The organism is Arcobacter peruensis (genome assembly GCF_003711085.1).
GTDB lineage: Bacteria > Campylobacterota > Campylobacteria > Campylobacterales > Arcobacteraceae > Poseidonibacter > Poseidonibacter parvus.
This window is the reverse complement of the sequence record NZ_CP032363.1, coordinates 1286755-1306112: the sequence shown is the minus strand read 5'-3', so window position 1 is coordinate 1306112 and position 19358 is coordinate 1286755. Positions and strand designations below refer to the sequence as shown.

General features: G+C 29.3%; 18 protein-coding genes. 4 read left to right on the top strand and 14 right to left on the bottom strand.

What is annotated here, in order from left to right:
• Positions 1 to 139 precede the first annotated feature (139 nt).
• Complete coding sequence (locus D3Z07_RS06735) at positions 140 to 1228, bottom strand: OmpA family protein (RefSeq protein ID WP_122893389.1); 1089 nt, start codon at positions 1226 to 1228, stop codon at positions 140 to 142.
• A 60-nt stretch (positions 1229 to 1288) separates the two neighbouring features.
• On the bottom strand, positions 1289 to 2221 hold the full coding sequence (locus tag D3Z07_RS06730) for a ribose-phosphate pyrophosphokinase (protein ID WP_076084324.1): 933 nt from the start codon (positions 2219 to 2221) through the stop codon (positions 1289 to 1291).
• A gap of 202 nt (positions 2222 to 2423) precedes the next feature.
• On the opposite strand from D3Z07_RS06730, the gene D3Z07_RS06725 reads away from it, so the two are divergent.
• Positions 2424 to 3515 carry an Opr family porin gene (locus D3Z07_RS06725; RefSeq protein ID WP_122893388.1) on the top strand — a complete coding sequence of 364 codons (1092 nt, stop codon included), beginning with the start codon at positions 2424 to 2426 and terminating at the stop codon, positions 3513 to 3515.
• A 32-nt stretch (positions 3516 to 3547) separates the two neighbouring features.
• On the opposite strand, the gene mnmA (D3Z07_RS06720) is transcribed toward D3Z07_RS06725, so the two are convergent.
• The 4 genes from mnmA (D3Z07_RS06720) to D3Z07_RS06705 are packed head-to-tail and all read right to left on the bottom strand — an operon-like array spanning position 3548 to position 7224.
• Positions 3548 to 4582: a tRNA 2-thiouridine(34) synthase MnmA gene (gene mnmA / locus D3Z07_RS06720; RefSeq protein ID WP_122893387.1), complete on the bottom strand. Its 1035-nt coding sequence runs from the start codon at positions 4580 to 4582 to the stop codon at positions 3548 to 3550.
• Positions 4583 to 4591: 9 nt separating this feature from the next.
• Positions 4592 to 5689, bottom strand: coding sequence for a tRNA 2-thiouridine(34) synthase MnmA (gene mnmA / locus D3Z07_RS06715; RefSeq protein ID WP_122893386.1), 1098 nt, complete (start codon positions 5687 to 5689; stop codon positions 4592 to 4594).
• Positions 5686 to 6177 (bottom strand): 2-amino-4-hydroxy-6-hydroxymethyldihydropteridine diphosphokinase, encoded by a 492-nt coding sequence (folK, locus tag D3Z07_RS06710; RefSeq protein WP_122893385.1) that lies wholly within the window; start codon positions 6175 to 6177, stop codon positions 5686 to 5688. The genes mnmA (D3Z07_RS06715) and folK overlap by 4 nt, the downstream gene beginning before the upstream one ends.
• A 21-nt stretch (positions 6178 to 6198) precedes the next feature.
• The gene (locus D3Z07_RS06705) at positions 6199 to 7224 is read right to left on the bottom strand and encodes a M24 family metallopeptidase (RefSeq protein ID WP_122893384.1); all 1026 of its coding nucleotides are present in this window, start codon (positions 7222 to 7224) and stop codon (positions 6199 to 6201) included.
• Between the two features lie 76 nt (positions 7225 to 7300).
• Between D3Z07_RS06705 and aroQ the strand changes: the two genes are divergently transcribed.
• Genes aroQ through sppA form a run of 3 tightly spaced genes read left to right on the top strand, consistent with a single transcriptional unit; the run spans position 7301 to position 9894 of the window.
• Entirely contained in the window at positions 7301 to 7777 is a 477-nt protein-coding gene (aroQ, locus tag D3Z07_RS06700; protein WP_122893383.1) for a type II 3-dehydroquinate dehydratase, read from the top strand.
• Between the two features lie 10 nt (positions 7778 to 7787).
• Positions 7788 to 9011, top strand: a complete 1224-nt coding sequence (mqnF, locus tag D3Z07_RS06695) for an aminofutalosine deaminase family hydrolase (RefSeq protein WP_122893382.1) — start codon at positions 7788 to 7790, stop codon at positions 9009 to 9011.
• Positions 9004 to 9894, top strand: a complete 891-nt coding sequence (gene sppA, locus D3Z07_RS06690; protein ID WP_076084341.1) for a signal peptide peptidase SppA — start codon at positions 9004 to 9006, stop codon at positions 9892 to 9894. Before mqnF ends, sppA begins: the two co-directional genes overlap by 8 nt.
• A 69-nt stretch (positions 9895 to 9963) precedes the next feature.
• Here the strand turns inward: sppA and D3Z07_RS06685 are convergent, their stop codons facing one another.
• The 8 genes from D3Z07_RS06685 to D3Z07_RS06650 form a co-directional block, all read right to left on the bottom strand.
• Positions 9964 to 11166, bottom strand: coding sequence for an acetate/propionate family kinase (locus D3Z07_RS06685; protein ID WP_076084344.1), 1203 nt, complete (start codon positions 11164 to 11166; stop codon positions 9964 to 9966).
• A gap of 33 nt (positions 11167 to 11199) precedes the next feature.
• Positions 11200 to 12192 carry a phosphate acetyltransferase gene (pta, locus tag D3Z07_RS06680; protein WP_076084347.1) on the bottom strand — a complete coding sequence of 331 codons (993 nt, stop codon included), beginning with the start codon at positions 12190 to 12192 and terminating at the stop codon, positions 11200 to 11202.
• Between the two features lie 265 nt (positions 12193 to 12457).
• Positions 12458 to 13078, bottom strand: coding sequence for a 3'-5' exonuclease (locus D3Z07_RS06675; RefSeq protein WP_076084350.1), 621 nt, complete (start codon positions 13076 to 13078; stop codon positions 12458 to 12460).
• Positions 13071 to 14912: a putative nucleotidyltransferase substrate binding domain-containing protein gene (locus D3Z07_RS06670; RefSeq protein ID WP_076084353.1), complete on the bottom strand. Its 1842-nt coding sequence runs from the start codon at positions 14910 to 14912 to the stop codon at positions 13071 to 13073. The genes D3Z07_RS06675 and D3Z07_RS06670 overlap by 8 nt, the downstream gene beginning before the upstream one ends.
• A gap of 146 nt (positions 14913 to 15058) precedes the next feature.
• On the bottom strand, positions 15059 to 16708 hold the full coding sequence (locus D3Z07_RS06665; protein WP_076084356.1) for a cation acetate symporter: 1650 nt from the start codon (positions 16706 to 16708) through the stop codon (positions 15059 to 15061).
• Complete coding sequence (locus D3Z07_RS06660) at positions 16708 to 17022, bottom strand: DUF485 domain-containing protein (RefSeq protein WP_076084359.1); 315 nt, start codon at positions 17020 to 17022, stop codon at positions 16708 to 16710. Before D3Z07_RS06660 ends, D3Z07_RS06665 begins: the two co-directional genes overlap by 1 nt.
• Before the next feature lie 359 nt (positions 17023 to 17381).
• On the bottom strand, positions 17382 to 19034 hold the full coding sequence (locus D3Z07_RS06655; protein ID WP_076084362.1) for a cation acetate symporter: 1653 nt from the start codon (positions 19032 to 19034) through the stop codon (positions 17382 to 17384).
• Entirely contained in the window at positions 19034 to 19348 is a 315-nt protein-coding gene (locus D3Z07_RS06650) for a DUF485 domain-containing protein (RefSeq protein ID WP_076084365.1), read from the bottom strand. The genes D3Z07_RS06655 and D3Z07_RS06650 overlap by 1 nt, the downstream gene beginning before the upstream one ends.
• Positions 19349 to 19358: the final 10 nt, after the last annotated feature.

The following is a 19358-nucleotide window of genomic DNA, read 5'->3' as shown; positions in this document are numbered from 1 at the left end:
ATTCATTATAGCAAAATTTATTGATTTTTTTATTAAAAGTTTTTTTTTATGTTATAAAATTTAATTTTGAAGATGTTTTGAGGAGAAAAAGTAATAAGATTAGGATTAAATCCTAATCTTATTTATAAGAAGAAACTAATTATTTAGTAATAACAGCATGAACTCTTCTATTTTGAGCTCTTCCTTCTTTCGTCATATTAGATACAGCTGGTTTAGTTTCACCATAACCAACAGCAGTTAATCTAGATGCATCAATATTTAATGATTTTAAAACTTCAACTGTAGAAGCTGCTCTTTTTTCTGATAATTTTTGGTTGTATTTAGCAGAACCAACTGAATCAGTATGTGCTTCAATTGTAGCTTTTAATTTTGTGTTGTTTTTCATTGCATTTGCAAAGTTAGCAATTCTTTGATTGTATTGATCTTTTACAACTGCAGAGTTAGTATCAAAGTTAATATTTAAATTAACTAATGTCATACATCCAACAGTATCAACTTTTGCACCAGAAATAGTATTTGGACATTGATCTAATCTATTTACAACACCATCTTTATCATCATCCATTTCACAACCCATTGCATTTACAGTAGCACCTGCAACAGTATTTGGACATTTGTCTTTTGCGTCAATTACACCATCGTTATCTGAATCCATTGGAGCTACAACAACAGGAGCTGCAACAACAGGAGCTGCTTTAGCTACTTGTCCAAATGGAATAGAGAAACCTAAGTTATATAATAAAGTGTTATCTCCATGATCAGCTTCAATTAAGTGTCTTACATCTGCTTTTAATGCAAATTGTTCAGCAATTTTATACTTCCAACCAAAACCATAGTTTCCTACAATTCCATTTTCATTATTGTCATTAGCTTCATCATCAAAGAATTCAACACCAGCACCAGCTAATGCATATAATGAAAAGTTTGAAGATAATGGGTAATCTTTAACTAAGTTAACAAAAACTCTAGTAATTCCAGTATCTCTTCCACCTAAGTTATAATACTTTGCATCTTCAACTGTTCTGAATGCTGCAATCTCAACTTGATCTATCATAGAATCAGTTTGATTAAATCCTAAAGCTAAACCACCGTTTACGTAGTTTTGTTGCATACCTAAGTTACCTTCTGTATACGCTCCACCAATCATAGGTGTAATTTCATATTTGTACTCATTTGCTGCTAACATCATTGTTGCACAAGCAACTGTAGATAAAATAATTTTTTTCATTGTTTTTCCTTTAATTTTAATAATTTTTCGTATTATAGCTAAAAAATTATAATTTGTATATTAAGCGATAAAAATCGAGTTTACAGACTCATTATTTTGAATTCTTCTTATTGTCTCACCAATTATAACAGATGCAGTTAATACTGTAATCTTTTTAGCATCTTTTCGTGTAGGAATTGTGTCAGATACAATTAATTCATCTAAAACACCATTTGCAATTCTATCATATGCTGGTCCTGATAAAACAGCATGAGTACAACAAGCCATTACAGAAGTTGCACCTCTTTTCTTTAATACTTCTGCAGCTTTAACAAGTGTTCCAGCTGTATCAACCATATCATCAACTAAAATTACATCTTTACCTTCAACATCACCAATAATATTCATAACCTCAGATTCATTAGCTTTTTCTCTTTTTTTATCAACGATTACTAAATCGTATCCTAATTTATCAGCATAAGATCTAGCTCGTGCAACTCCACCAATATCTGGACTTGCAATAATAGGATTTGCTAATTTTTTGTCTTTGATATAATCAACAAATAAAATAGAACCAAATAAGTTATCAGCTGGAATATTAAAGAAACCTTGAATTTGAGCTGCATGTAAATCAATAGTTACAACTCTTGTAATCCCAGCAGCTTCTAGTAAATCTGCAACTAATTTTGCTGTAATAGGAACTCTTGGAGCTGCTTTTCTATCTTGTCTTGCATATCCATAATATGGAATTACTGCTGATATTGATTTTGCACTAGATCTTTTTAATGCATCTACCATAATTAATAGTTCCATTAAATTGTCATTTGTTGGAGCACATGTAGGTTGAATTATAAATACATCTTGACCTCTTACACTTTCTGTAATTTGAACAGACATTTCTCCATCACTAAATGAGTTACATTTAGCATTAGATACTGGTACTCCTAAATACTTTCCAACCTTTGCAGCAAACTCAGGATTTGCAGTTCCACTAAAAATTTTATATCTTGACATGAAAATTCCCTTAATTAATATGTTTATATTTGCGATTTTATCTAAATAGTACTTAATGAATAGAAAAAATAAAATGTATATTTAGTATACAAAATTTATGTATACTAAATTTAAAAATATTGATAAAATTTTAATGTTCTTCTAAAAAAAATAATATGTAGCGCGTACATATTTATAAATAATTAAAATAAAAGGAAATTATATGAATAAAAAAATTAGTTTAGTAACATGTGGTTTATTATTAAGTACAAGTATGGCATTTGGAGCAGATTCAATAGATGAAGCATTTAAAAGTGGGAGTGTATCAGGTTCTTTAACAGCATATGGACAAAAAAAAGATAATAAAGGTGGTACACCAGATGAATCAAATGGTTACGGAACTATAAATTTAGGATATGAAACAGCATCTTATAAAGGTTTTAGTGCAAAAGCTGGTTTTGAAGCTGGTCATGCAATGGATGATGGTGCATTAGCAAATGATGCTTTAATGACTGAAGCATATATCAAATATGCAAATGATATGGTTTCATTAACAGCAGGTAGACAAGCAATTGATTTAGAGTGGATGGGTGATTACCATGAAGCAGTAGTTGCAGAAATTACAGCTATTCCTGACACATCAATTGTTTTAGGTTACTCTAATCAAATTGCATTTGCAGATGAAGATGAAATTACTGATTTTACAGGTGATTTGAATGGTGATGGTATTAAAGATGATGGTGCATATGTTGCAGATATTAAATATACTGGTTTAGAAGCTATTGAATTTAATCCTTATTATTATTCAGTTCCTGATATTGCAGACTGGTATGGTTTAAAAGCAACTTACTCATCTGATATGTTTGGTGCTTTAGCTCACTATGCAGCTTCAAGCGAAGATGTTTCAACAACAAATGATGGTTCATTATTAGCATTAGAACTTAGCACATCATTATCAGGAGTTTCAGTTGCAGCTGGTTATATAGCTACTGATGATAAAGGCGGAATTGGTTCAATGGCTTTAGTTGGTGACAATTTTGAACCATTAGATAATGGAGATGCTCTTTATACTCAAGCTGATGCTAAAATGGTATATGGTAGCCTTGGTTACACTATTGCAGGTGTAGATTTAGGAGTGTTATATGGAGAAACTGATTTTACTGCAAATGGTGAAGAAAAAGAGTTAAACTTATCTGCAGGTTATTCATTTACAGATTCTTTATCTTTAGGATTATTATTTGTTGATTATGACTTAGAAGGTTCTTCTTCGTCTGATTACAAAGATTACTCTGCTACTTTAGCTTACTCTTTTTAATATAAGAATAATTTAGGAGTTTAACTCCTAAATTATTTAGTACTTTCAATCCAAGCACTCCCTAAAACTTTTTCATTATCATAAAAAACTGCAAGTTGACCAGATGCAACTCCAAAAGCTGGTTCTTTTAATTTTATATAAGCTTTATTATTTTCTATTTTAACTTCGCAAGGATTTGCATTTGATCTGTATCTTAATTTTACATTTGCAGTAAAAGTAGTATCATCAATAAACATATTAAGTCCATTTGCTATTACTTCATTTACTTCTAAGACTTCTTTTTTACCTACAACAATGGTATTTGTTTTAGGATTTAATTCTTTTACAAAGTGTGGATGTTGTGCACCTTTTACTGTAAAACCTCTTCTTTTTCCAATTGTATAATGCATATAACCTTTATGCTCTCCTACAATATTGCCTTTTTCATCTAAAACATCTCCCGGCATATCTATATTTGCATGTTTTTTGATTACATCTGTATAAACAGTTTCAACAAAACAAATCTCTTGAGATTCATTTTTTTGTGTAATTTTTTCAAAAACACTATCTAACTCTTTTGCAAATTTAAGAATATCTTCTTTTTTATAAGTGCTTAATGGAAACTTCATAAAAGCAATTGCCTCTTTATCAACTTGTGATAAAAAATAGCTCTGGTCTTTTGATTTATCATCGGCTTCATAAACAAAAGTTCCATCACTTTTAGCATAATGTCCTGTTGCCAAAAAATCACAACCTTTTTCTTTTGCAAATTTTAACATTGAACCAAATTTGATTTGTTTATTACATTTTACGCATGGATTTGGTGTTGTGCCTTCTAGATAAGACTCTACAAAATAGTCATAAATTTCACGTGTAAATTTATTACTTAAATCTAAAATATGGTATTTGATATTTAAAAACTTTGCTATATCTTCAATATGCTCTAAGTTTTTTTCATGATAACCATCATTTCTATTATGAAGTTTTAAATAAACTCCTTCAATTTCATAGCCATCTTTTTGAAGCATATAAGCAGTCACAGAAGAATCAATTCCTCCACTCATGCCTACCATTACTTTTTTTTTCATTACAGACACTTAAGAGTAATCACTTATAAATCCGCCACCTAAGCAATATTCGCCATCATATAAAACAAGACTTTGACCTAAAGTTACAGCTCTTTGAGGTTTATCAAATTTTACTATTACTTTATCGTCTGTAGTTTCAACAACAGTACATGCTTGTTTTTGTTGACGATATCGAACTTGTGCCATTAGTTTATCTCCAATTTTGGCAGGTTTTTCTAATACCCAGTGCATATGACTAGCTTCAACATTTTCATTCATTAGTAGTGGATGAACTGTATCTTGAACAACTGTTAAGGTATTATTTTCAAGATCTTTTTTAGCAGCATACCATGGCTTATGAATATGACCATCACTTTCTGTTTCTTTAATACCACCAAGACCAATACCCTTTCTTTGACCTAATGTGTAGCAAATAAGACCCTTATGCTTTCCTATTACTTTTCCATGTTCATCAATAATATCACCAGGAACTGCTTTTAAATGTTGTGTAATAAATTCATCGAATCTTTGATTCCCAATAAAACAAATTCCCGTACTATCTTTTTTATCACTAACACTTAAATTATGCTCTCTTGCTATTTCTCGAACTTCTGTTTTAGTTAAATCTCCAAGTGGAAACATTGCATGTGAAAGTTGTTCGCTTGATAGTGCATGTAAGAAATATGTTTGATCTTTTGAAGAATCTTTTGGAGTATCTAATACAAAATGCTCGCCATTTTTAGCTATTTTTGCATAATGTCCAGTTGCTATCATATCAGCACCCATTTTTTTTGCTTCATTTAAAAATACGTTAAATTTAATCTCACGGTTACATAAAATATCAGGATTAGGAGTAAGACCTTTTTTTAGACCTTCTAAGAATATATCAAATACTTTTGTTCTATATTCTTCAACAAAATCAATACCTTTTACATCAATTCCTAAAAGTTTTCCTACTTTTTTTGCATCTTCAAACTCTATTCTATTAGGACATTGGCTACCTTTAATTCCATATTCCCAATTTCGCATGAATAAGCCTTGTACTTCATAGCCTTGTTGCTTTAATAATAAAGCAGTAACTGAAGAATCAACGCCACCTGACATTCCTACAACTACTTTTTTCTTCATTTATATATCCTTTTCATTTCTTCTAAAGGAATAATCACTGATTCTCTATTTGCCCAATCTTTATGAGGAATAATAAGTTTTTCTGTATTGATTTTTTTATTATCAAAAAAGATTATATCTATATCCAAGGTTCTAGGCGCATCTTGAAAGGATCGCTTTCTTCCGAATTTATTTTCATATCTTTGCATTGCTTTTAATACAGCATTTGCACTAAGATTAGTTTTAAACGTGATTATACCATTTAAAAAATCATTTTGTTCTAAGAATCCAAAGGGAGGATTAAGAAGAAGTGGTGAAGTTTTAAGTACAGTAAATCTTGCATCTTGTCTTAAACATAAGATTAATTTATCAAATGTTTTTTTCATATTTCCAATATTTCCCCCAATACCAATAGTTACATGATATTTTTTATTTGTATCTTTTTTATAAGATTTAGGAAAATTTGGAGTATAAAAAAGTGTTAAATCTTTGCTAATTTTTTTTTTCAAATTTTTCTTCTTTTTCTTTAATTATAGTATTACAGCTTTACCATTTTTCATAACAACAGTATCTTCAATTCTAACACCAAACTCTTTTGGTAAATAAATTCCAGGTTCAATTGTAAAAACCATATTATCTTCAATTATTACATCTGATTTAGCATTTATATTTGGAAACTCGTGAATATCAAGTCCTACACCATGACCAGTACTATGAATAAACTTATCTGCGTATCCTGCTTTTTCAATTACAGTACGTGTTAGTGCATCAATTTGAGATGCTTTCATTCCTACACGTGCTTTTTCAATTGCGTTTAATTGAGCTTTATAAACTAAATCATAAATTTTTTGATGTTTTTTATTTTTAAACTTTTGCTCTCTTTTAAAAGATAATTTTTCAAAGTTTGCAGATGTAACGCAAGTTCTATCTGAACAATATCTCTTATATTTTACTCCTGCATCAACTAGTATTAAATCATTTAATTTTAATTTTTTAGAAGTAGGTAGTGCATGTGGTTTTGCTGCATTTTCATTAAATGCAACAATTGGATCAAAACTTAAGTCTAGTTTTCCGCTTTGACTCATTTTTTCAATTGCTTTAAAAAATATAAATTGTTCGCTTTGTTTAAAGCCATTTTTTCTAATGAATTTAGCTAAATTCTTAAAACCTTCACGACCAAGTTTTGCTGCTTTTTTTAATATTTTAACTTCTTCATCTGTTTTTATTATTCTTTTTAATTTTGAAAAATTCTCTTTTGGAATAAAAGTTGTTTTAATATCTTCTGACAATTTTACATAAGTAGAATATTTAAAATCATTTGGATCAAATACTATTTTCTTTATTTTGTTTTTGATTAATATTTCTTGTGCTGTTTTTATTAAGTTTGATGACTCTATAACTTCACAGTTTTTTGTAAACTCTTTTGCTTCTGTTGTATATCTTGCATCTGTAATAAAATAATTATCTCCACTTAGTGATAAAAAAAGTACATTATCACAAGAAAAAGAAGCTTCAAAATATACAGCATTCTCATTTAATAAAATAAAATTTTTCATAAAATCTCTTTCCTTTGGTATGGTTTAACGTTAATTTAAATATAATCTTACCTAAATTTTATAAAAGGAATATAATATGAAAATAGCCGTAATTCAAGGACCAAACTTAAATATGTTAGGTATTAGAGAACAACACATCTATGGTCCAATGAACTTAGAACAAATTCACGATCAATTAAAAAATGCAGCTGCACAAAATGGAGTTGAATTAGAGTTTTTCCAATCAAACTTAGAGGGTGAATTAGTTGATAGAGTTCAAGAGTGTTTAGGAACAGTTGATGGAATTTTAATTAATCCAGCAGCATATTCACATTCATCTATTGCTATTAAAGATGCATTAAGTGCAGTTGAACTTCCAACAGTAGAAGTACATATTTCAAATATTTACAAAAGAGAAGAGTTTAGACAAAAATCTGTAACTGCAAGCGCAACTACTGGTGTTATTTCAGGATTTGGACCATTTGGTTACCACATGGGATTAATTGCATTAATGCAAATTATTTCTGAAATTAAAGCTGTTGAAGAAGCTCAACAACAAGAAGTAACTGAATAATTCAAAATATATGAATATATTAAGTGCTAAGTGGGTTATTACCTGCGATGAAAACTTTAGTATCATTGAAAATGGTGCTATTGTTTTTTCTCATAAAATTATTGATATTGATACAATTTCAAATATCCAAAAAAAATATCCAAATGAAGAAATACAAGAGGCTGAAGAAAACTCTGTTTTAATGCCTGGACTTATAAACTCTCATGTTCATTTAGAATTTAGTGCAAATACAACAACATTAAAATATGGTAACTTCTTAGCTTGGCTAAACTCTGTAATTAAAAATAGAGATACTTTAATAGAAAAAGCTACTCAAAAACTAATCTCTACAAAATTAGACAGAATGAAAAAAACAGGTACTACAACAATAGGTGCAATTTCTTCTTATTCATTTGATTTAGAACCATGTGTAAAATCACCTATTAATACTGTATTTTTTTGTGAAGTAATTGGAAGTAAAGCTGATATGGCAGATACTTTGTTTGCTGATTTTAAAAGTAGACTTGAAGGAGCTAAACAATGCTCATCAAAAAGTTTTATTCCAGCTGTTGCTATTCATTCACCTTATTCAGTGCATCCATTTTTAGTAAGAGAGAGTTTAGCCCTAGCAAAACAAGAAAATCTTGCTGTTTCAAGTCATTTTTTAGAATCAAGTGAAGAGTTTGAATGGTTACATAAAAATGAAGGTTTATTTATAGATTTTTTTAAAAACTTTTTAAATCAAAGTACAGCGGTTACAAAACCTATGGAGTTTTTAACACAATTCTCAAATGTTAAAAAACTCTCTTTCACACATTGTGTGGAAGCAAGTAATGCTGACTTTGAAAAGATAAAATCTTTGAATGCAGTTATTAATCACTGTCCCACATCAAATAGGGTGCTTAACAATAGTAAATTAGATTTATCAAAATTAAAAGATATAAAGTTTTCTATTGGAACTGATGGTTTGAGTTCAAATAACTCTTTATCTATGTTTGATGAGTTAAGAACTGCTTTAATGATTCATGTAGATGAAAATATAATCGAATTTTCTAAAACTCTTTTAAAAGCTGCTACTTTAAATGGTAATATTGCTTTAGGATTGAATAAAGGAAGTTTAGAAAAACAAAAAGACGCAGATATAATATCTTTTAAATTACCAGATGAAATTGAAGATAAAGAAGATTTAGCGATGCAAATTATTTTACATACTAAATCTGTAAATAAAACTATAATAGGAGGAGAGTTTGTTTAATTTTTTTAAAATATTGTTTTCACCAATTATTGCAATATTAGACTTTATTACAAAATATTTTAAAACAATAGTATTTTTAACAATAATGTATTTTGTTGTTTACTCACCAAATGATAAAATGAACCAAAATGGCACTTTTGAAGTTGCTAATTTACAAAAAATTGAACTTTTTGGTCCAATTCTAGATGTTAGTAAAACCATGGGTGAAATTCAAAAAGCAAAACAAAATGTAAATATTAAAGGTGTGCTACTAGAAGTTAATTCTCCAGGTGGTGCAGTTGCTCCTTCTGTTGAATTAGCATATGCCATCAAAGAATTAAGTGCAATTAAACCTGTTGTTGTATATGCAAGTGGAATAATTGCAAGTGGTTCTTACTATGCTTCTATTTGGAGTGATAAAATTATTGCAAATCCTGGTGCAATGGTAGGTTCTATTGGAGTTATTATGCAAGGTGTTAACACTGAAGAGTTAATGGCAAAAATTGGAATTTCTACACAAACTGTAAAAGCTGGAAAATATAAAGAATCAGGGACTCCTACACGAAAATGGTTTGATTATGAAAAAGAACAATTACAAAGTATAATTGATGATACTTATAATATGTTTATCACAGATGTTGCAAATGCTAGAAAACTTGATGTTAAAAATCACACGCAATTTGCTGATGCAAAAGTATTTACTGCATCTCAAGCAAAAGAAGTTGGTTTAGTTGATGAGGTAGCTACTGTTTCAAGTGCAGAGAAAGCAATTGTTGAGTTAGCAGAAGTTGATATTGCTATTTGGCAAAAACAAGATAAATTTGATAAGTTTATTGATAAATTTATTAGTGAAACTGTTTCATCTATTTCAATGAATTTTGTAAGTGGATTAAAAGCTTATTAGAAAGTTTCTTTTGATTTAAAGAAGACAAAAGCAGATAGTTTTAAACTATCTGCTTTTTTTATGTTTGAATTACTTTTCAAGTCCTGTAACGATTTTATATGTATCATTTGCAATAACATACTCTTCATTTGTAGGAATAACAAAGATTCTAGCAGTAGAACTATTTGTAGCAATATCTCTAGGCTCTTGTGATCTTTTATTATTTTTAGTTGGATCTATATTTAATCCCATTCCATCAAGACCAGCACAAACAATTTCTCTGATTAATGCTGAGTTTTCACCAATACCACCTGTGAAACATAATGCATCAACACCATCAAGTGCAGCAACATAAGCTCCAACATATTTTTTAATATTATATGCTACCATTTCAACTGCTAATTTACATCTTTCATCACCAGCTTGCATACCTTCAAGAACTTCTCTTAAATCTGAAGATTTTCCAGAGATTCCTAAAATTCCTGATTTTTTGTTCATTACATCTAAAGCACCATCAATAGTTAAATTCTCTTGACTCATCATATATGAAAGTGCACCAGCACCAACATCACCAGCACGAGTTCCCATCATTAAACCTTGAACAGGAGTAAGACCCATTGATGTATCAATACATTTACCATTTAAAACAGCAGATACAGATGAACCGTTTCCTAAATGACAAACAATTACTCTTGTATTGTGTTTTTTGTCTAACATACCTTGCGCTTCATTTGATACAAAGTAATGTGAAGTACCATGGAAACCATATTTTCTAATACCATGTTTAGTATATTGGTCATAAGGTAATGCATACATGTAAGCATAATCAGGCATTGTTTGATGGAATGCAGTATCAAATACAGCAACATTAGGTTTACCTGGAATTAATTCTTGACAAATTTCCATTCCCATAATGTTTGCTGGATTATGTAAAGGAGCTAAAGGAATTAACTTTTTCATTGTTTCAATTACTTTTGGAGATACCATTACAGATGAAGCAAATTCTTCTCCACCATGAACAGCTCTATGTCCAATTGCATCAATATCATTAATTGAATCAATAACTTTACCTTCACCCTCACATAATGTTTTTAATACTAATTCAATAGCTTCTTTGTGTGTAGGCATTGCAACTTCTAATTTAAGTTTTGCATCATCACCAAATTCATGTTTTAAAACACCATCAATTCCTATTCTTTCACATAGCCCTACTGCTAAAACTTCTTTGCTTACTGGGTTCATTAACTGATACTTTAATGACGAACTTCCTGCGTTTAAAATAAATACTAACATATTTGCTTCCTTTTTTTTAGTTTAATTTAATTGTTATGCTTGAGTTGCTGTAATTGCAACTAAATTTGAGATATCTTCTACTGAACAACCTCTTGAAAGATCATTTACAGGTTTTGCTAAACCTTGAACAATTGGTCCATGAGCATCCGCTCCTGCAAATCTTTGAACTAATTTATATCCAATGTTTCCTGCTTGTAAATCTGGGAATACTAATACATTTGCATGACCAGCAACTTTTGAACCTGGTGCTTTTTTTGCTCCAATAGCTTCAACAATTGCAGCATCTGCTTGCATTTCACCATCAAAAGCGAAATCAACGTTTCTATCCTTTAAGATTTGTACAGCATTTTGTACTTTATCAACTAATGGATGCTTAGCACTTCCCATTGTTGAGAATGATAACATTGCAACTCTTGGATCTAAACCAACTACAGAACTAGCAGTTGCAGCAGTTGAAGATGCAATATCAGCTAATTGCTCAGCATTTGGATCTGGTAATACAGCACAATCTGCAAAAAGAATTAAACCATTATCTCCAAATTTACCATCAGCTGTTTCCATAACAAAAGCAGATGATACTGTTTTAATACCAGGAGCTGTTTTAATAACTTGAATTGCAGCTTTTAAAACATCAGCAGTCGGTGAGTTTGAACCAGCAACTAAACCATCAGCATCGCCAAGTCTTACCATCATACAACCAAAAAATCTTGGTTCTGTAGTCATGATTTCTGTAGCTTCTTCTCTAGTTAAACCTTTTTTTGCTCTAAGTTCAACTAACTCATCAATATATTTTTCAATACCATCAAATGACTTAGGATCAATAATTGTAGCTCCACCAATAAAAGCTCCACAAGATGCAGCTTGAGTTTTAATAGTCTCTTCATTACCAATTAAAACAACATTTGCTGTTTTTTCATCTAATACTTGTTGAGCAGCTTTAAGTACTCTTTCATCTTCTGTCTCTGGAAGAACAATAGTCTTTAAATTTGATTTTGCTTTCTCTTTAATACTTTCGATTAAACCCATTTTACGTTATCCTTTCTACTTTATAAAGTTGTGAAAGATTATAATTAAAAATCATAGCAAATAGATAGCATAATTTTATAACCTTCTTCGATATATATTGTATATTATATTTTTCTAAAAGTACATAAAATATACATAAAAATTTTAAAAATATAAAATTGTGACTTTTGGTAATAAAATATGATATAAATGACCTTTAAAGAGATTTTTTTAAAGTAAAATGTATAAAAGTTGTACGTTATGTGTAATAATTAAACGATATTAACTATCTGATTTTAACTTTTGGAAAATTTGTTAGTTTTACAAATATTAAAGCAGTCATAACTGCATCATTATATGCGTCATGTTTTCCCATAGTAGGAATTTGCAAATCTCTCATTATCGTGTCAAATCTTAAATCAATATTTGCTTGAGGAATTTTTTCAATTTTATAATCATAATAAATTGCAGATACTTCATAATTTTTATTTGGTAGGTATATTCCAAGTTTTGGTTTTATGTATTTATTTATCATTGCAATATCAAACTCTAAGTAATAACCAACAAGTTTTCTATTGCCAATAAAGTCAAGAAATTCTTCAATAACATTATCAATATCTTCTGCTTCTTCTAAATCCATCTCTCTTATATGATGAACTTTTATTGCTTCTATTTGTAGTTTTGTCTTTGGCTTTACAAATCTTACAAACTTTTTACTTGAAATTATTGTATTGTTTTTTATAATTACAGCACCTATAGATATAATATCATCAACTTTTGGATCTAAACCTGTAGTTTCACAATCAAAGCAGACAAATTCATCATCATTAGCTTTATCAAAAAGATAAGAGTACTTTTCATCTTTTAGATTTTTTTTATTAAAGTAGTTTTTTATTTGATTAAACATAATTCAACTTATAATGATGCTCTAGTTTTTTCTTTAATCTATTAACAATTTTAAAACTGTCTTTTAATAAATCTTTTTCCATTGTATTTAAATTATCGGGATTTATATAATTATCAATAACTTCACCACTATCCATTTTTTCAAGATTAGATTTTAATTTTATTGTTAATAAGAATTTAAATGCTTCAATTAATTCTGAAGCAAACTCTTCATCAAGTTCTCCTTTTTCTTGAAGTTCCTTGATTCTTTTTATTGTATTTAATCTCATTGATTTATATTCTAAAGATAATGTTCTTATACTTTGTACAATTATAAAAATACCACCTTTTTTAATATCAATTTCATTATTATGTTCTTTATTTTTTGAATCAAAAACAAAACCATCAAAGAAACCTAAAGGAACATCAAAATCCATAATGATTTTTGCAAAATGCATATAAAATGTTTTTGAAGTTGAGCCTATTTTAAAAATATATTCTTTTAGTTCTGTAAGCATTGCTCTATTTTCATTTACAGCCATTGCATCATAAAAAATTGCAAGATTCATAAAGTTATCACCACTTGGTTGTGTTATCCATTCATAAATTAGATCTTTATAATCTTTTTGTCTTCTACACCAATATGGATTTGAAACCATAATATTACCTTCACATCTAGGAAATCCAAAATCAACAAGATATTCAGTATATTCATGTGTGAATTTTAATATTTCTTCATCGCTTAAAGAACAATTATCATCTATTATTAAAGCATTATCTTGGTCCGTTTTTAGTATTTGCTCACCTCTCCCTTCACTACCCATAACAACAAGACAGGCATTTGTTAATAATTCTTTTGGTGCAGTCATTTTAAATAGTTTATCCATTACATTTCTATTTAATTGATTAATTAATTTAGAAATAAAATCTACTTTTACACCTTTTGCATTAAGAGATTTTATAATTTTTGTAAAAGATTGACTTGCTTTTTTTAATTCTTCAATTGTTTCGGCTTTTGCAATTGTATTTGATACAGAGAATGTATGTGTTGCAAAGAAAGAAGATAAAGATATTTGGTCAATAATTCCACAAATTTCATCATTATCATTTTTTACTACGACTCTTTTTAATCCATGTTTAGCCATGATTAATTGTGCATTAAACAAAAAATCATTTTCATTAACGTATACTAGACCTTCATTTGATATTTTTCCAACAATATCATCAAAATCCATTCTATTTAAAATTACTTTTTCTCTAAAATCTGAATCTGTAACAATATACATTTTATTCTCATCATCTTTTAAAAGTAAAGTTGGAACTTTCTCTTTTTTGATTGTAGTAACTGCATCAAAAATAGATGTTTCATAAGGCAAAACTATAGCCCGATGGACATTTGCTTCTTTTACCTTTGCTACCATTAAATTTGAAAGTTCTTTGTTTTTTTCATTATTAATATTTGCATTTAGTTTTTGAGATATTGATTGAAAGAAAAAACTCTCTAATAAGCTATTTTCTCGTAAAGTTTTAATAAAAACTTCTTTTGCTAAGACATAACAAATAGTCTCTTGAGCAGTTACAAAAGTATGTTTAGAATAATTTTCAATTAGAGAAATTGGATCAAAAAACTCATTATTTGAATAGATTGATAAAACTTCATCTTCATGTTTTTCTTGAACTAAACCTTTTAAAATAAAGTAAATATTTTCTGGTTCGTCTCCTTGCTTTTGTATAATTTCATCTTTTTTCAAGTAGACAATATCTAAGGCTTCAGCAAATTTCTCTAACTGAGCTTTTGTAAGATTTTCAAAAGGGTGAATTGATTTTAGAAAAGTTGTTTGTTCTAGTATACTCATTTTAAAGTCTTTATTATTAATTTTTGATTCTTATAGTTAAAGATTATCATAGGCAAAATGATATAAAACTGAAATCAATAATAAAAATTTACAAAATATTTATTTTTTATTTAACAAAGAGGTTTTATCCTCTTTGTTTTAAACTACTAATGATCAACAGCTCCAGCTGACCCAATACCAGTATTTGCTCTAACATTTTGAGCTCTAAACATCTCTTTTTCATCTTTTCCTCTTTGAGAATTATCTGTTTTAGAGAAGAACCAAATTGAAACAAATGCTAAAGTTACTGAGAATAAAGCAGGGTGTTTATAAGGGAATAAAGCTTCTTCATTTCCTAAAATAGAAACCCATACAATTGGCCCAATAATTACAAGAGTAACAGCAGTGATAAGACCGATAAATCCACCAATAAATGCACCTCTCGTTGTTAATCCTCTCCAGTAAATAGATAAGAATAAAATTGGGAAGTTAGCAGATGCAGCAATACCAAACGCTAATCCAACCATATAAGCAATATTTTGTTGCTCAAATGCAATACCAAGTGTAACACCAACAATTCCAACGATTATAACTGTAATTTTAGAAATTTTTACAACTTTTTCGTCAGTTGCATTTGGGTTAATAACATTTGCATAAATATCATGAGATATTGCAGAAGCACCTGCAAGTGTAAGACCAGAAACAACTGCTAAAATAGTAGCAAATGCAACAGCTGAAATAAATCCTAAGAATGCATTTCCACCTAACATATGTGATAAGTGAATAGAAGCCATATTATTTCCACCAAATAACTTACCATCTACGAAGTATTGAGCTCCATCTGCAGAGTTTAAGAATGCAATTGCACCAAAACCAACGATTGTAATAATAATCCAGAAATAACCAACAAAACCAGTTGCATAAACAACAGATTTTCTTGCTTCCTTAGCATTACCAACAGTAAAAAATCTCATAAGAACGTGAGGTAAACCAGCAGTTCCTAACATAAGAGCCATACCTAAAGAAATAGCAGAAATAGGGTCAGAAATAAATCCACCAGGAGCAAGAATTGATTCACCTGCTGAATGATTTTCAACAGCTTGAACTGCTAAAGATTCAAAAGAGAAATCAAAGTGATATAAAACCATAATTGCCATGAATGATACACCTGAAAGTAATAAACAAGCTTTGATAATTTGTACCCAAGTAGTTGCTAGCATTCCACCAAATGTAACATATACAATCATTAATGCACCAACCATGAATACAGCATATTCATATTCCATACCAAATAATACTTGAATTAATTTACCAGCTCCAACCATTTGAGCAATTAAATATAAAATTACAACGGCAATAGAACCAAACGCAGCAAGAGTTCTAATTTCTTTTTGGCCTAATCTATAAGCAGCAATATCAGCAAAAGTAAATTTACCTAAGTTTCTTAACTTTTCTGCCATAAAGAATAAAATAACTGGCCAACCAACTAGGAATGAAACTGCATAGATAACACCATCATAACCTTTTAAGTAAATAAGACCTGAAACTCCTAAGAATGCAGCAGCAGACATGTAATCTCCAGCAATTGCTAAACCATTTTGAAAACCTGTAATTCCACCACCAGCAGTATAAAAATCACTTGCAGATTTAGTTTTACTAGCAGCCCAGTAAGTAATACCAAGTGTACCAGCAATAAAAATTAAGAACATAATAATCGCAGGAATATTAAGATCTCTTTGAACCGCTTCAAATTCAGCATCACCAGCAGCAAACGCTGTTAGTGCAAAAATTGTAATTAGTGTTAATATTTTAAGCATTAAATTAAATCCTTTACATCTTTTTTAATTTCATTTGTTAAGTCTTCAAACTCACCATTTGCTCTTTTTACATAAATAAGAGTTGTAATAAAACTAATAACTAAGATTGCTAAAGCAATTGGAAAAGCTATTGTAGTAACTCCATCACCAATTTTTGTTGCTAATACTTCTTTGTTAAATGCAATTACCATGATAAATGTATAAAACATTACTAATACAAAAACACCTAATTTTATACCGAAACTAGTTCTTTTAGATACTAATTCTTGATACTTTGGATTAGATTCAATTCGTTCAACTAAGTCCTTGTTCATTCTGCTTCCTTGTCATATAATATAACTAAATATTATACTTATATTTAAATTTTGATAATCAATGCTAATGATTGTAGTAGCATTAAAATAGCAAATCTTAATTTATTATACATAGATAAGATCATAAAAAGTTCAAAAATCATAAAAAGTTATGTAGAAATAATGTACATTTTGTAAAAAAGTAACAAAAATAAGCATAATAAATTATTAAATTTAATAGTAAAATTTAATATCAATTTAAGGTATGTTAAAAAGCTATATTATAATATTAAAAATTATATATTTTGAGTAGTATAGTAATATAAAGAGATAAATTGTTACTAAAGAGATAAACTCTTTAGTAACATTATTTTTCTAATCTAGTGATCAACAGCACCATCAGCGCCGAAACCAGTTTCCGCTCTAACTTTTTGTGCTTCGAAAGCATGAATTTCATCTTTTGCTCTTTGCGATTTATCAGTAATTGAGAAGAACCAAATACTTATAAATGCAACAGCAACAGAGAATAGTGCAGGGTGTTTATAAGGGAAGATAGCTTCTTCATTTCCTAATACAGAGACCCAAACAACAGGACCTAATATCACAAGTACAACAGCAGTGATAAGACCCATAAGTCCACCAATAAATGCACCTCTTGTAGTTAATTTAGACCAATAAATTGATAAGAAAAGAATTGGGAAATTTGCAGATGCTGCAATAGCAAATGCAAGTCCTACCATAAATGCAATATTTTGATGTTCAAAAGCAATACCTAATGCAACACCAACAACACCAATAATAATAACAGATCTTTTTGAAACTGCCATTTCTTTTGCTTCATCAGCTTTACCTTTACAAATTACATTAGCATAAATATCATGAGATATTGCAGATGCACCAGCTAGTGTAAGTCCTGAAACAACAGCTAAAATAGTAGCAAATGCAACAGCTGAAATAAATCCTAAGAATATATCTCCACCAACAAAATGTGATAAGTGAATTGCAGCCATATTATTTCCACCAAATAGTTTTCCATCAACAAAATACTGTGCACCTGCATCAGAATTTAAGAAAACAATTGCTCCTAATCCGATAATTGCAATTACTAAATAGAAGTAACCAATAAAACCAGTTGCATAAACAACAGATTTTCTTGCTTCCTTTGCATTACCAACTGTAAAGAATCTCATTAAAACATGAGGTAAACCAGCAGTTCCTAACATTAATGCAAGACCAAGTGAAATAGCAGAAATAGGATCAGAAATAAAACCACCTGGTGCCATAATATCTTGACCTAAGGTATGTGTTTCAACAGCTTTTGTAGCTAATAATGTAAAATCAAAATCAAATTGTTGTAAAATCAAGAATGCCATAAATGTTACACCTGATAATAATAAAACTGCTTTAATAATTTGTACCCAAGTAGTTGCAAGCATACCACCAAAAGTAACATAAATAATCATCATAACACCAACAAGCATTACAGCATATTCATATTCTAAACCAAATAATACTTGAATTAATTTTCCAGAACCAACCATTTGTGCGATTAAATATAATGTAACAACTGATAAAGAACCAAATGCTGCTAATACTCTAATTTCTTTTTGACCAAGTCTAAAAGCTGCAATATCAGCAAAAGTAAATTTACCTAAGTTTCTTAATTTTTCAGCCATTAAGAATAAAATTACAGGCCATCCAACTAAGAATCCAACTGCATAAACTAAACCATCATAACCTTTTAAGTAAACTAAACCAGAAAGTCCAAGGAATGATGCAGCTGACATATAATCACCAGCAATTGCCATACCATTTTGGAATCCAGTTATTCCTCCACCTGCTGTATAAAAGTCACTTGCAGATTTTGTTTTGCTAGCTGCCCAATAAGTAACACCTAAAGTTGCTCCAATAAATACAAAGAACATTACAATCGCAGGAATATTAATATCTCTTTGAACCGCTTCAAATTCTGCATCACCAGCTGCGAATGCAGCAATTGCAAAAATAGAAATTAGTGCTAAAATTCTAAACATTATAATGCATCCTTTATATCTTCTCTTATTTCATTTGTTAAATCTTCAAATTCACCATTTGCTCTTTTTACATAAATTAATGTAGTAATAAAACTAATAACAATAATAGCTGCTGCAATTGGAAATGCTACTGTCATTACACCATCACCTAATTTTGTACCTAATAAAGTTGGTTCAAATGCTATAGTTAAAATGTATGCATAAAACATAACTAATACAAAAATTGCAAGTTTGATTGAAAAACTTGACCTTTTTTTAATTAGTTCTTGATACTTTGGGTTGTTTTTGATTCGTTGTACTAACTCATCATTCATTTCTGCCTCC

What these genes read in the sequence shown, in the direction of transcription:
- mnmA (WP_122893387.1), bottom strand. Translation starts at nt 4,582, where the DNA reads ATGAAAAAAAAAGTAATGGTAGGCATGAGTGGAGGAATTGATTCTTCT.
- D3Z07_RS06725 (WP_122893388.1), top strand. Translation starts at nt 2,424, where the DNA reads ATGAATAAAAAAATTAGTTTAGTAACATGTGGTTTATTATTAAGTACA.
- D3Z07_RS06655 (WP_076084362.1), bottom strand. Translation starts at nt 19,034, where the DNA reads ATGTTTAGAATTTTAGCACTAATTTCTATTTTTGCAATTGCTGCATTC.
- pta (WP_076084347.1), bottom strand. Translation starts at nt 12,192, where the DNA reads ATGGGTTTAATCGAAAGTATTAAAGAGAAAGCAAAATCAAATTTAAAG.
- aroQ (WP_122893383.1), top strand. Translation starts at nt 7,301, where the DNA reads ATGAAAATAGCCGTAATTCAAGGACCAAACTTAAATATGTTAGGTATT.
- D3Z07_RS06735 (WP_122893389.1), bottom strand. Translation starts at nt 1,228, where the DNA reads ATGAAAAAAATTATTTTATCTACAGTTGCTTGTGCAACAATGATGTTA.
- D3Z07_RS06685 (WP_076084344.1), bottom strand. Translation starts at nt 11,166, where the DNA reads ATGTTAGTATTTATTTTAAACGCAGGAAGTTCGTCATTAAAGTATCAG.
- mqnF (WP_122893382.1), top strand. Translation starts at nt 7,788, where the DNA reads ATGAATATATTAAGTGCTAAGTGGGTTATTACCTGCGATGAAAACTTT.
- D3Z07_RS06730 (WP_076084324.1), bottom strand. Translation starts at nt 2,221, where the DNA reads ATGTCAAGATATAAAATTTTTAGTGGAACTGCAAATCCTGAGTTTGCT.
- mnmA (WP_122893386.1), bottom strand. Translation starts at nt 5,689, where the DNA reads ATGAAGAAAAAAGTAGTTGTAGGAATGTCAGGTGGCGTTGATTCTTCA.
- D3Z07_RS06675 (WP_076084350.1), bottom strand. Translation starts at nt 13,078, where the DNA reads ATGTTTAATCAAATAAAAAACTACTTTAATAAAAAAAATCTAAAAGAT.
- D3Z07_RS06705 (WP_122893384.1), bottom strand. Translation starts at nt 7,224, where the DNA reads ATGAAAAATTTTATTTTATTAAATGAGAATGCTGTATATTTTGAAGCT.
- D3Z07_RS06650 (WP_076084365.1), bottom strand. Translation starts at nt 19,348, where the DNA reads ATGAATGATGAGTTAGTACAACGAATCAAAAACAACCCAAAGTATCAA.
- D3Z07_RS06660 (WP_076084359.1), bottom strand. Translation starts at nt 17,022, where the DNA reads ATGAACAAGGACTTAGTTGAACGAATTGAATCTAATCCAAAGTATCAA.
- D3Z07_RS06670 (WP_076084353.1), bottom strand. Translation starts at nt 14,912, where the DNA reads ATGAGTATACTAGAACAAACAACTTTTCTAAAATCAATTCACCCTTTT.
- D3Z07_RS06665 (WP_076084356.1), bottom strand. Translation starts at nt 16,708, where the DNA reads ATGCTTAAAATATTAACACTAATTACAATTTTTGCACTAACAGCGTTT.